Below are 11187 nucleotides of genomic sequence, written 5' to 3' on the forward strand. Positions count from 1 at the left end.
CAGGTCGAGTGCTAGGTGAAGTGAATGTCACTTATACTAACGGTCAATCTATGACGGTTGGGTATTTCTATTTCGTGATGCAACCAAGCTATATAAATGGCGGTCTTAAAATAGAACAACAAGTCTATGTCGAACAATTCGAAGACTTAGCCAATATGATTAAAAATCAGTCGGGAAAGATTGATGAAGACGTTGTGGTGATGATTGGTAAGTTGGGGGATATTAGTCAGCAGATTGAAGAAAATGATATAGTGACGAAGCCAGAATTTAAAGATACGACAGGTGATTTAGGAATTTTTCGTCAGTACGACAAAGAAATAATGGAAAAGATGAAAAATGAGTTTGAAGAGAGAGGGGTTAATGCTTTAAATGTAATGCGGACTAACAAGTTTCAATTTTTAAATGAAGCGATTAACTTTATTTTAAATAATTTTAAAACAGTAAAAAATATTTATATTCCACCTGGAGAGTATAGAATCAACAATCCAGTTATTATAGAAGAAAGTAATATAACTCTTAATTTTGGTTCTCTAGCCGTTTTAAATTTTGAAAGTCCTGAGACTTTAGATGCCACTAACACTAGTAAAGTATTTGTTTTTGAAATAGGAAGCAAACTAAAAGGAGTAGACAGACTGAAAATAACAGGAAATTTGCTGATTAAAAAGAACGGTCAATTACCGTTTAAGTTAGGTGTGCTATTAATTAATAGATTTAGTTTAATTAATACACCAGTATCTGATATGTATGCTGAAAGCATTAGATCAGAATCTCTTGAAATCGGTATAGAATCAGGATTTTCGTGGGGACTCAAATTTAGCAATCTAAGAATTCATAATTCGGAAGAGTTTATAATATCAAATTCACAAACAAATAATGTTTTATTTTCAAGATGTTCATTCGTTAACTTTTCAAAAGGTGCGACATATTTTAACACAGAAGGCATGGAATTTTCTTCTTGCGAATTTGCTAATGCAAGTGAAACTGTAAAAATTGTCCATAACATAAACCAATCATCTATTATTTTTTCAAATCCATACATAGAAAATATAATATCCGATACCAATGAACCTGATTTTATTAGGATTGGAAATTACAACAATAAAGTCAAAAGTAGTCTAACAGTTACAGGCGGTAAGGTAACTGATAAATATGCTATCATAAGAAATTCAGATTTAGTTGCTCCTGCACTGAATATCGTTAATCCTATGGGTGGCGATTATGTTTATCAAACTAATAACGATGGTGCTACAGAAAGAGTGTTTTTAGAGGATTTTTCTTTTTCGAGAAAATATTCAAATATCACAGAAAGGGATATTGTTAAAAAATTTGACGGAACAAGCGATGTTAAATTTACTGATGCTTGGGGTGGTGGTGGTGTGACTCAACAATATCTTTCAGACAAAGGGTGTCTGAATGTTAAAAGTGACGCAGCTAATAACGGAATTAAAGTAGGTAATTTGACTAAAGATGAGACTTACACACTAATATATTCTTTTGACAGTAATTTAATAATAAAAAATGGTGATTTGTCTGCTAGTAAATTAGAAAAAACTGGCAATATAAGATATTTGAGTTTCAAAGCCAACAATACCGATTTAAGATTTTTTTTAGAAAAAGGTCAAGAAGTCAATTTTTATAAATTAGCAGTGGCAAAAGGAATTAAGTTTCCTTATATTTAACAACTACTGGTGTGTAGTTGTTTTTATTTTGCCCTGAAAGATGGCGATGCTGCTGTCAATCAAATCTAAAGAAAGGAGAAGTGATATATGAAACTTGAAGAAAAAGTTAGCGAGCATGAGAAAAAGTTAATCGAACATGATGCTCAACTAACTGAAATTAGATTAGCTAACTCAAGAGAAATAGCTGACATTAGAGGTGAAATTAAACAATGGAACGCCACTTTAAACGAAGGATTAACGCGTGTCGATGAATCTAATAAATATTTACGAGAACAAAACGGACAAATATTAAATGCGATTATCGGCAGAAACGAGAAGTCATCTGAACGAGAATACGAGTTATCTAAGCTTAAGTGGTCTAATGCATTTAAATTAGGGCTTGCGATATTCGGTTCAAGTGGCTTAGTTTATGCGGTCATAGACATTGTTTTGAAATTAACAGTAAATAAATAGGAGGAATTTAATATGAACGGATTACAAGATGCAGTGATTAACTTGTTAGCTATATTAATTACAGGAGCAGTGACGGTTCTAAGTGCTAAAGCAACAGCCTACTTTAAAAAGAAAGGCATGTTAGACCTATTAAAAACTAAGCAAGATACCGTAAATATTGCAGTCAATGCTGCCGAACAAATCTACAAAGTGGAAGATGGACAAGTTCGTTATGACAAAGCTAAAAAACGAGCGGTTCAGATGTTGAACGAGCAACAGATTCAAATTACTGATGTTGAATTAGATAGCTTAATCGAAGCTGCAGTAATCGGAATGAAACAAGGATATGAACAAAATAGATAACGAGTAGTCCTCAATTGAGGGCTATTTTTTATAAATTTTAGGAGGAATGAATCATGACTAAATTAATTGGATATGACGTATCGAATCATCAAGCAGGACTTAAACTAAGCACATTACAATCGGACTGTTTTATTTTTAAAGCAACTGAAGGAACATTTTTTGTCGATAAGACATGCGATAACTTCGTGCAACAAGCGAAAGCATTAAACAAACCATATGGTGTTTATCACTTTTTAGACGGTTCAGACGTTATTGCACAAGCTGATTTCTTCGTTCAAAATATTTCAGGATATGTAGGAGAAGGAGTCTTGATTCTTGACTATGAAATGTATGGTCGGCAAGGCGCTGCACAAGCTAAGCGATTCTGCGATAGAGTTTTTGATAAAACAGGTGTCCGTTGTTGGATCTACATGAATGAATCAGATTGTAATTCAGATAATTGGCAAACCCTTGCTAAGGATTACGCATTTTGGATTGCGAAATATTCAAGCAACGCACCACGCGTTCATGATTATTTAAATGTAATCGGTTGGCAATTTACATCTACACCTTTAGATAAAAATGAATTTTATATGGATGTTAATACATGGAATAAATATGCTGGAGGAGGAAGTACAGTGAAAGTACGTGACGATTATTATTCAGAAGGCAGCTATTTTGAAGCATTGCAAGATTTACAAACATACTATCCAGACTGGAAAAATGTTGATAAGACAGTGTTCATGAAAAAAGGTACTAGATTCCCTGTTCGAAACATTCAAGTTACGCCTTCAGGAACAACACACGCTTATGTTGCTGGCTTGACTGGAACGGTAGTCACATTAGCTAAGTCACACGTTAAACGAGTGTAGAGTAAAAGTAGAGTAGAAAACAGTAAAGTAGAGTAATCAAAAAGCCTAGTCTCTTAATTGAGATTAGGCTTATTTTTTATGTTTAAAATAAACTATTCAAACAATTCCTTAATAATAATAGCCATACTGACATTAGCAGTTTGTCGTGAATCTCCTGTTTTTTCAAACCCTATCGCCTCATAAAAACCGGTCACGTCTTTTTCACTCTGAACTGTAATTAAACAAGCTCCTACATAAACCAATACTTGATAGTAAATTAGAATGAAGACATAGTCCATTAAATCTCGTCCTAAGCCATCTTTTTGTAAGTCATCTTTAACAGCAAAATGATGAATTTGAATACCAGGTACGTAGTTTCTTTGTACATAATTATCGGTCTTTTCCAATTTATTATTTATTTTTGAACTTTTGACTACTGCTACTCTATCTACTGTTAGAGAAAAATATCCTAGCATTTTAGTATCTTTATTATTAATTTCGTCATATTCAAAAAAACAAAAGGTCCTAGTTATTCCGTAATTAAAATCATCAATAGCGACATTTTTTAGATAATCATCTATACTATCTTTTCCACAAGAAAAAGCCTCTAGTAAGGCTTTTTGATTGCTATTCAACTTATCTATACTAACAATATTAGGATCATCAATTAGCATTACTTAGATACCTCTACAATTTCTCCATTAATTCTTAGTTTTGTAATTTCTTTGATATTTTTTGAAGTCTCTTTTAGAGCTTTATTTTTGTTAGATCTATCGTTAGAAAACAGTCTATCCATAAAACTATCAAATGATTTATCATTATCAAAAATCATTTCTGTATTTTTTATAGTTGTAGCCACTTCTAACACCTCATTTCTAAATTGTAAATAAAAACATTTACTTAATAGATCCATGATACTATTTAAAAAAAAATTTATCAATAAAAGTTAATAACTTTAGCAAATTTTTTTGAAGTTTATTTAATAAATCTAATGCTAAAACTCTAAAGTTAATTAATTATTTTAGCATAAAAAAACTTATATAAAAAGAATCGCTGCTGAGAGAGCGATTCTAAGGCGTTTAAATATTTATTCGTGGGTGATTATCCAATTAGTTAGCAAGCTTTCGACGTTTCGATAGCAACAATACAGATTATTATCGCAAATAACCCAAATAACATTATCACGAACTTCAGTTCTAAAATTATATTTTTGCCCATTCTTAAAACCCAGCGATCCATCTTTGCCAGTGAAAGTTCCAGTTAAATAATTTTTCAATTTAATGTTGCCTCCTAAGATTCATCTGAAATTTGATAAGGATATAAATATCCAGTTTTAGCTAAAGATACGTGAAAAGAAACCTTTTTTCTTTTGTTTTTCTGTTCTATTAGTAGTAGAACTATCATCGTCTAAGTCTGTATATCGACTGTCTTGAACAGTATTAGACTTATCTTGACTTTGTTTCAAACTGTCTATATACATATTATTGTCTTGAAGCTGTTTAGTTAAAAGTTGCTGATTTTTTGTCAGGTCTGCCATACTTTGAGCTAATTGATTATAACTCGTTTGAAGATTGTCAAACTGCTTATTTCTAGTTTCAAGTTCTTTTTTAAGAACTTCTATTGCTTGTAAGACATCACTGTCTGACGAGTGTTTATCAACTGTCTCAAATGTTTCTAATTGTTGTTCCGACAACGTTTCTTTGTCTAATCCTCTTGCTTCTAATATGTAATTAATCCCTTTTTGAGTTAATTTATTAGTGCCACTAGACGCATCTACACACTGATTATACAGTTCTGAATTATCTCGTTCTAAGTCCTTCATAATCGAATAGACTGATGCTCTAGGAACTTTGTATTGTTTCGCAAATCGTCCAAACGTAATCATTCTACATCATTCCCTTCTAACCAATTGTATAGAGGAACATCAGGAAGCACATCTATAATCTCATGCTCTTGTTTTTTAAAAGTAAATTTTAATTTAGAAATCTTTCGACCACTTTTTATTTTTTCGAGTTTTAGATTTTCAAAAATATTAGATAACTCTGATAACGACGGATTTAAAATCTGTCTGTCAATATCTGTCATTCTGTAGCTTTTAGGTACATCTAAGAGAAATTTGAATTTGTCCATAGACACTATATACAGACCTGTGTCTTTGAATTGCTTTAACTGTCTAAAAATTGTCTTAGTATACTTACTATTGATATTTACAAATTCATCTAATTCATATTGTGTGAAGTCTGATTTAATATTATTGATAACATGTGCCAATCTGGGATTAACATCTACCACTAGATCATTATTGTCTATTTTGTAATATGTAAATAAAGCATAACTTTCAACATAGCTATCTGTTTTCACTTTCATCGAAGTACCTTGTATATTGTCATTCATCTGTTCAATGAAAGCCATAAATCTGTCTAAACTCTGTGTATACTGTCCAGATATCCGTCTGACTTTGTCTAAATCCATTCTAACGGTTAGTGAGTTAGTCTCTTTAGCTTGGCTACAAACAGCAAAAAACAAGTCCATTTCAACAGGGCTTAGTCCCTTGAAAGACACGGAATTAAGTTCATTTTTATAAACAACAAGTTCTCTGTTAATGTTCTCCATGCTGATCACTCCTCATGTACAGATTACTATCTAAAATTGTCTCAGTAAAGTCTATTTTAACATTCCGTCATTTTATATCCTTATTAAATCTGTTAATAAGTCCTATTAACCCTTTAAAGACAACGTTTGTACAATTTTAGATAAGGATATACCGTCATTTTATATCCTTATCATAGGCGAAGGTGATATAACTCCGTCATTTTATATCCCTTTCCGTCAGGATATATCCTTGTTCCGTCATTTTATATCCTTATTTCTGTCATTTTATATCCTTATAACCGTCAAAATATATCCTCATTCCGTCAATTTATATCCTTATGGCATGTCTAACTCTTACTCTCTCAACGGCTGCAGCGTTCCTACAAAGGTTTACAAAGGTTTTACAAAGGTTTACAATATATCTTATATTAATAAATAAAATAAATTACTCCGTCAATTTATATCCTTATTAGAAAATAACGATTAAACTAATTTTGATTAATCTAAATTCACAATCTATCTGATTTTCAGAAAACTTATAAAATATGACTTTTTAAAGTGATTTGAAACTAGACCAATTTGAATTCACAAAGTTGAATGTGGAAGAGTATGAGAATAGGGTTACTTTTCTTAATCTGCATTATGTAAACCAGAAATTAAAATAACTTAACCATTATTATTTGATTTCCTAATGTTTATTAAATAGGTTATACTGTAATAGACTAATTTATTACGGGAGAATTTATATGAACTATTATTTGATTTTAGATGATTCAGGGAAACTTCATTCCAATTGTAATCATGGAAATGTTTTTTGTTTTGGTGGCCTTTTGATGAATGAAGATAATTATCATAATATCAATCAAGCGTATAAAAAATATATTAAACAAATAAAAAAAGAAAAATCAATAGCTAATAATATCGAATTTAAAACGACTAACATGTCTTTTAAAACTAGGAGAAGATTATTAAAAGTTTTGTCAGATTATGATAGTGTCCAAGTTTTTGTATGTGCTAAAATCAAGTGTTTAAAGAGATTAGATTTTAATAATAGTAAAGATGTTGTTAGGTATCAAAATTATATGATTTATCGTTTAATAGAGAAATTAGTAAAAAATGAAGTATTACCTAACGATTGTACTAAACTGTATTTAAAAATAGATAATCAAAGCGTTGCTCATTCTTCAATAGATTCTCTGGAAGACTATTTATTTCATATGTTTAATGATAGTTCATATTACTATGCTCATGATAAACGTTATATTCCTGATTTTGAATGTGATTTTGATGTTAAGTACAGAGATTCTAAGTATGATTATTTAGTACAGGCAGCTGATTTATTAGCTAACACAAAACATAATTCGTTTAATTTTGATAAGAAAAATGATTGTAGTTTAGCGTATACTCGTAAATTTTTGAAGAAAGATTACATTTCTTTAAGATTACCAGATGGGATTAACTATTAAAAGAATGCGTATAAAATATATACAAAATACATAAAAAGTATGTCAAAAGTATTGTACTTTTTTATACTAATATGGTATATTCTATTTACAGAGCATTATTGCTACTGTCTAACTTAATTACATGCTATATTTTTAGTGAGGGTGGCTTAAGTGTGTATCCCCTGTGATTAAGGAAGCCTGTATAGGCTTTTTTTAAATAAACAATTCCTTACCTCTAGTTAACGCTAGAGGTTTTTTTGTATATAAAAAACCACCCGAATGAGTGGTTTTTTGTTATTTATCTAAATTATCTACAGCGTAGTTTGCTTCTTCTTGTGTAAATTTCTCCCCGTGTTCAGAAGTAAGCTGATCTCGAATTGCTTCAGGAGACATGCTCATTTCTTTTTGATAAGTTTTTGCTTTTTCTAAAGCATTCTTGTTGTAATCAGCTTTTAAATTATCAACAGCATATTGTGCAGCCTCTGGTGAGAATTTTTCTCCATGCTCAGAAGTAAGTTGATCGTAAATAGCAGATTTAGACATGTACATCATTGATGAATAAGTTTCTGCTTTTTTTAAAGCTGATTTATATTCGATAGGCGTATCATCTTTTTTTACTTCGACTGGTTTGCTGCTTTCAATAGGTTTAGAGCTTTCTTGTGCTTCACTACTGTTAGTTTCTTTAACACTACTTTGAGTAGTGCTTTCAGAAGAAGATGAACTAGTTTTTACAATTTTTTCATTAGTTTTTGCTTCTTCCTTTTCTTTTCCCTGGCTACCGATTGCACCAATTAAAACAATTGCCACAATTACCCACACCCACCACTTTTTGTAAAACGGCTTCTTTTCTAGTGCTTTTTTATCACTAGATGTTCTTTTCCTTTTTTTACTCATAATTAAAACACTCCTTTTCGCTTTTAGTATAGCATAAGGGAGTGTTATTTTTAATAAAAACATATAGATTGCTTGGTAAATAAGCTATTTCTTCCAGTAATTTTATCTTTCAATATACGTTTAACTACATAAGCATACTTTAAGTCTAAATTATATGATTCTAGGAAATTAATGTAGTTAACCCGTCCTGGTTCTAAATCATTAATAAGCATGTGATGTTCTAATAAAGACTGTATGGCGTAACATTCTGCTTCATTTTCCATCTTAGAGTGGTAAATAGTGTGCTTATACAGTTCAATATAATCGATATGATTAAAATGGCCCAGCTCATGAAATAAAACCTTTAATTGATCTGTTTCGTTTAAATTTTGATTGATGATTATGATATTTCTTTGTGGTACACAATAACCATGTTTATCAAGCTCTAAAAAAATAACTTTAATACCTCTTACGTTTAATTCATCGATAACATTCTTCAATATAGCTACCTCACTTATTTACCAAATTTACCTTCCAGGAACGCTCTTATGACTTCTCTATCATTTTCTGTCATTGGTTCGCCATCAAAAGACATCACTGAGTCCAGTATATCGTTTAAGTCGGTAGGGTCACCCTGATTGTTAATATCTCTGCCTAATAAATAATCGACAGATACATTAAAATAGTCGGCGACTTCTTTAATTTTGTCGACGCCAGGAGTTTGTTTATCCCATCTTCTGATAGTTCCATTTCCATAGCCTAAGTTTTCTTCTAATCGTCTAATTGATAGTTTTTGTTTCTCAGCTAAAATTTTTATTTTATCGTACAATCCCATTGTTATCACCTTTCGAGTTACATACGACAAAATTTGTATACTAATAATCTACAAAACTGTTGACTTGTAGCATATAAGCATATATACTGTGTATGTAAGTTAATTTGATAGCTAAAAAGCAAACTAAAAACACCTTTAATATTCAAACGGTTTGGCGACAGTTTTAATAATATTACTAGGTTTGTTAGCTTATTTAACTATGGTTAAATTGTAGCATATTGGTATACAGTTAGCAACAGTGTATATACATTTTTTCTATCATTTTAACTTACAATTTTAAAATATATCGAAAGGAGTCGCGATATGTCAGAGATTGAGAACGGAAGGAAGCTAGTACAAGATTTTATGGAAACGAATAAAATTTCTGAACAAGACCTAGCTTCAGCATACGGTAAAAGTCGTGTGTGGGTGCAAAGAGCATTAAAAGGAAGTGACAAAGGTCCAGCAGTCAATTTATTTATTTTAACAATTATTCGTGATTACAGATTGCGAGAAAAGAAACAGGAGGCATAGCATGAACGAACTAACATTGTCCTCTGACTTAAACCAGATTGAGTTGGAAATTAACTATCACAAACAGATAGCTGGGCAATCAATTTGGGAAATTGGCAGACGTTTAAACCATGTTAAAGAAAACGATTTGGTTCATGGGGAATTTAAAAATTGGTTAGACGATATTGGAGTAAGTTATCCCGAAGCAAATAGGATGATGAAAGTTGCTAATAATCTCTCAAATGTTTCAACGTTGAAAGATTTAGGAAGTACAACTCTTTATCTAATCGCAACCTTACCTGAAGATCAAAAACAAAAAGAAATAGCTAAAGCTGAACAAGGTGATCCGTCAACTGTCCGTGAGTTGCAAGAATTAAAACGACAAAATAAATTGCAAAGCGAACAGCTTAAACAGAAAGACGAAACTATCGAACAACTAACCAATCGTGAGCCAGAAGTCAGAGAAATCGAGATTGAGAAGATACCTGATGATTATCACAGTCTGAAAGGTAACTTTGAAGCGACTAAGAAAAACTATGAGTACTACAAACAGCAAAATAATGAGCTTAGAGACGAGATAAAGCAGCTTGAAGAAAGTTACAGGGGTTTACTCCAAAAACGTTCAGAAGTGGACGAGAAGTCGGTTAAATACGAACAGCTATCACAAGCTATTAATCAAGCTGAAGGTAGACTGAACGCTACTCAAAAACTGGTTTCTGATTACAAGCATTTGTCAGATTTACTGAAGAAGTCAAACGAGTTTTTAGCACAAGCAGGAAGTTTAGTCTACATGGATTTATCAGAAGTAATCAGTCGAGATAATTTAGCAAAACAGGAACTGAATTTCTTGATTGAACGGTTAGATAAATTTTTATCAGATTTAAGCAGCATTAACAAAAATACGATTATCGAGGGAGAGATTATCAATGATTGAAAATAATGAATTAGTAACATTGCAGCAGCAATTGGAAACACAGCTTGTCATGGTTAAGGAAATGCAAGGAATTAAAGAAGATATGGTCACTATGCGTGATGAAGTTAAACAGGACGTTCAAGAGTTACGTGACAGCATCACGTTAACACGCAGCGAGGGCGGAGCTATTCAATCTTTGGTTGGTACAAAGGCATGGCAATTAACTGATGAACTATTCGGTAAGCCTGTATCAGATGATTTATTTTTAGCTAAGCATGGCCATTTCCGTGGCATTATCTACAAACGATTGAAAGATACATTCAATGTGCCACGCTACTACGACATCAGACGAGTTGATTTTGTAAATGCACAGAAAGTCATTGAAATGGTTAGTCTAAACAATTTGCAGCCGTACCAGTTACGTTTAACAGCACGTCAAATGGAAATTGCAGAAATGAATGGCGATGACATTGCATAGGAGGGAAGACATGGAGAAGGAAATTAAACAAATAGCACTAAGTTTAAAAGGAATAGAAGAAAGCCTTAGAACTTTGGCAGAAGATACTAAGGCTAAAAAAGAATTAGATATTGAAATAATGAATAAAATAAACGAATTCGAATCATCATTAATTGATTTAAAGAACGATCCTTTTGGATTAAATAAAAGGGATTAAACCTTTTATTTTAGCAACATAATCAATGACAGAATCAACTTTGTCTTTGAATTGCGACT

At 31.6% G+C, this 11187-nt stretch carries 16 protein-coding genes; 9 read left to right on the plus strand and 7 right to left on the minus strand.

Going from position 1 to position 11187, the window contains the following annotated elements; genetic code table 11:
* The 4 genes from CBF37_RS11715 to CBF37_RS11155 all read left to right on the plus strand — a co-directional run.
* Positions 1–1679: hypothetical protein (locus tag CBF37_RS11715; protein ID WP_165866716.1), on the plus strand; the 1679-nt coding region annotated here is incomplete at its 5' end.
* An 87-nt stretch (positions 1680–1766) separates the two neighbouring features.
* Positions 1767–2132: a hypothetical protein gene (locus CBF37_RS11145; RefSeq protein WP_125984829.1), complete on the plus strand. Its 366-nt coding sequence runs from the start codon at positions 1767–1769 to the stop codon at positions 2130–2132.
* Between the two features lie 12 nt (positions 2133–2144).
* Complete coding sequence (locus CBF37_RS11150; RefSeq protein WP_125984830.1) at positions 2145–2474, plus strand: phage holin, LLH family; 330 nt, start codon at positions 2145–2147, stop codon at positions 2472–2474.
* Between the two features lie 53 nt (positions 2475–2527).
* Positions 2528–3325, plus strand: coding sequence for a GH25 family lysozyme (locus tag CBF37_RS11155; protein WP_125984831.1), 798 nt, complete (start codon positions 2528–2530; stop codon positions 3323–3325).
* Between the two features lie 92 nt (positions 3326–3417).
* Here the strand turns inward: CBF37_RS11155 and CBF37_RS11160 are convergent, their stop codons facing one another.
* From CBF37_RS11160 to CBF37_RS11175, 4 genes are all read right to left on the minus strand, one after another.
* Positions 3418–3978 carry a GNAT family N-acetyltransferase gene (locus CBF37_RS11160; protein ID WP_125984832.1) on the minus strand — a complete coding sequence of 187 codons (561 nt, stop codon included), beginning with the start codon at positions 3976–3978 and terminating at the stop codon, positions 3418–3420.
* The gene (locus CBF37_RS11165; protein ID WP_125984833.1) at positions 3978–4163 is read right to left on the minus strand and encodes a hypothetical protein; all 186 of its coding nucleotides are present in this window, start codon (positions 4161–4163) and stop codon (positions 3978–3980) included. Before CBF37_RS11165 ends, CBF37_RS11160 begins: the two co-directional genes overlap by 1 nt.
* Before the next feature lie 474 nt (positions 4164–4637).
* Complete coding sequence (locus CBF37_RS11170; protein ID WP_125984834.1) at positions 4638–5189, minus strand: hypothetical protein; 552 nt, start codon at positions 5187–5189, stop codon at positions 4638–4640.
* On the minus strand, positions 5186–5917 hold the full coding sequence (locus tag CBF37_RS11175) for a replication initiation protein (RefSeq protein ID WP_125984835.1): 732 nt from the start codon (positions 5915–5917) through the stop codon (positions 5186–5188). The genes CBF37_RS11170 and CBF37_RS11175 overlap by 4 nt, the downstream gene beginning before the upstream one ends.
* A 725-nt stretch (positions 5918–6642) precedes the next feature.
* Between CBF37_RS11175 and CBF37_RS11180 the strand changes: the two genes are divergently transcribed.
* Positions 6643–7362 (plus strand): DUF3800 domain-containing protein, encoded by a 720-nt coding sequence (locus CBF37_RS11180; protein ID WP_125984836.1) that lies wholly within the window; start codon positions 6643–6645, stop codon positions 7360–7362.
* Between the two features lie 273 nt (positions 7363–7635).
* On the opposite strand, the gene CBF37_RS11185 is transcribed toward CBF37_RS11180, so the two are convergent.
* The 3 genes from CBF37_RS11185 to CBF37_RS11195 are packed head-to-tail and all read right to left on the minus strand — an operon-like array spanning position 7636 to position 9049.
* The gene (locus CBF37_RS11185; RefSeq protein WP_125984837.1) at positions 7636–8235 is read right to left on the minus strand and encodes an Ltp family lipoprotein; all 600 of its coding nucleotides are present in this window, start codon (positions 8233–8235) and stop codon (positions 7636–7638) included.
* Positions 8236–8285: 50 nt separating this feature from the next.
* The gene (locus CBF37_RS11190; protein ID WP_165866717.1) at positions 8286–8714 is read right to left on the minus strand and encodes an ImmA/IrrE family metallo-endopeptidase; all 429 of its coding nucleotides are present in this window, start codon (positions 8712–8714) and stop codon (positions 8286–8288) included.
* Positions 8715–8728: 14 nt separating this feature from the next.
* Positions 8729–9049: a helix-turn-helix domain-containing protein gene (locus tag CBF37_RS11195; protein ID WP_125984839.1), complete on the minus strand. Its 321-nt coding sequence runs from the start codon at positions 9047–9049 to the stop codon at positions 8729–8731.
* Positions 9050–9352: 303 nt separating this feature from the next.
* Here CBF37_RS11195 and CBF37_RS11200 point away from each other — a divergent pair, with 303 nt between their 5' ends.
* Genes CBF37_RS11200 through CBF37_RS11215 form a run of 4 tightly spaced genes read left to right on the plus strand, consistent with a single transcriptional unit; the run spans position 9353 to position 11128 of the window.
* Positions 9353–9562, plus strand: a complete 210-nt coding sequence (locus CBF37_RS11200) for a hypothetical protein (protein WP_125984840.1) — start codon at positions 9353–9355, stop codon at positions 9560–9562.
* 1 nt (position 9563) lies between these two features.
* The gene (locus tag CBF37_RS11205) at positions 9564–10475 is read left to right on the plus strand and encodes a DUF3102 domain-containing protein (protein WP_125984841.1); all 912 of its coding nucleotides are present in this window, start codon (positions 9564–9566) and stop codon (positions 10473–10475) included.
* On the plus strand, positions 10468–10932 hold the full coding sequence (locus CBF37_RS11210; RefSeq protein ID WP_125984842.1) for an ORF6C domain-containing protein: 465 nt from the start codon (positions 10468–10470) through the stop codon (positions 10930–10932). Before CBF37_RS11205 ends, CBF37_RS11210 begins: the two co-directional genes overlap by 8 nt.
* Before the next feature lie 10 nt (positions 10933–10942).
* Complete coding sequence (locus CBF37_RS11215) at positions 10943–11128, plus strand: hypothetical protein (protein WP_125984843.1); 186 nt, start codon at positions 10943–10945, stop codon at positions 11126–11128.
* Positions 11129–11187: the final 59 nt, after the last annotated feature.

Origin of the sequence: Vagococcus vulneris, assembly GCF_003950515.1 — a bacterium.
GTDB lineage: Bacteria > Bacillota > Bacilli > Lactobacillales > Vagococcaceae > Vagococcus > Vagococcus vulneris.

Excerpts from the sequence above, each read along its gene's own strand:
- CBF37_RS11145 (WP_125984829.1), top strand. The coding sequence starts at position 1,767 with ATGAAACTTGAAGAAAAAGTTAGCGAGCATGAGAAAAAGTTAATCGAA.
- CBF37_RS11150 (WP_125984830.1), top strand. The coding sequence starts at position 2,145 with ATGAACGGATTACAAGATGCAGTGATTAACTTGTTAGCTATATTAATT.
- CBF37_RS11155 (WP_125984831.1), top strand. The coding sequence starts at position 2,528 with ATGACTAAATTAATTGGATATGACGTATCGAATCATCAAGCAGGACTT.
- CBF37_RS11160 (WP_125984832.1), bottom strand. The coding sequence starts at position 3,978 with ATGCTAATTGATGATCCTAATATTGTTAGTATAGATAAGTTGAATAGC.
- CBF37_RS11170 (WP_125984834.1), bottom strand. The coding sequence starts at position 5,189 with ATGATTACGTTTGGACGATTTGCGAAACAATACAAAGTTCCTAGAGCA.
- CBF37_RS11175 (WP_125984835.1), bottom strand. The coding sequence starts at position 5,917 with ATGGAGAACATTAACAGAGAACTTGTTGTTTATAAAAATGAACTTAAT.
- CBF37_RS11180 (WP_125984836.1), top strand. The coding sequence starts at position 6,643 with ATGAACTATTATTTGATTTTAGATGATTCAGGGAAACTTCATTCCAAT.
- CBF37_RS11185 (WP_125984837.1), bottom strand. The coding sequence starts at position 8,235 with ATGAGTAAAAAAAGGAAAAGAACATCTAGTGATAAAAAAGCACTAGAA.
- CBF37_RS11195 (WP_125984839.1), bottom strand. The coding sequence starts at position 9,049 with ATGGGATTGTACGATAAAATAAAAATTTTAGCTGAGAAACAAAAACTA.
- CBF37_RS11200 (WP_125984840.1), top strand. The coding sequence starts at position 9,353 with ATGTCAGAGATTGAGAACGGAAGGAAGCTAGTACAAGATTTTATGGAA.
- CBF37_RS11205 (WP_125984841.1), top strand. The coding sequence starts at position 9,564 with ATGAACGAACTAACATTGTCCTCTGACTTAAACCAGATTGAGTTGGAA.
- CBF37_RS11210 (WP_125984842.1), top strand. The coding sequence starts at position 10,468 with ATGATTGAAAATAATGAATTAGTAACATTGCAGCAGCAATTGGAAACA.
- CBF37_RS11215 (WP_125984843.1), top strand. The coding sequence starts at position 10,943 with ATGGAGAAGGAAATTAAACAAATAGCACTAAGTTTAAAAGGAATAGAA.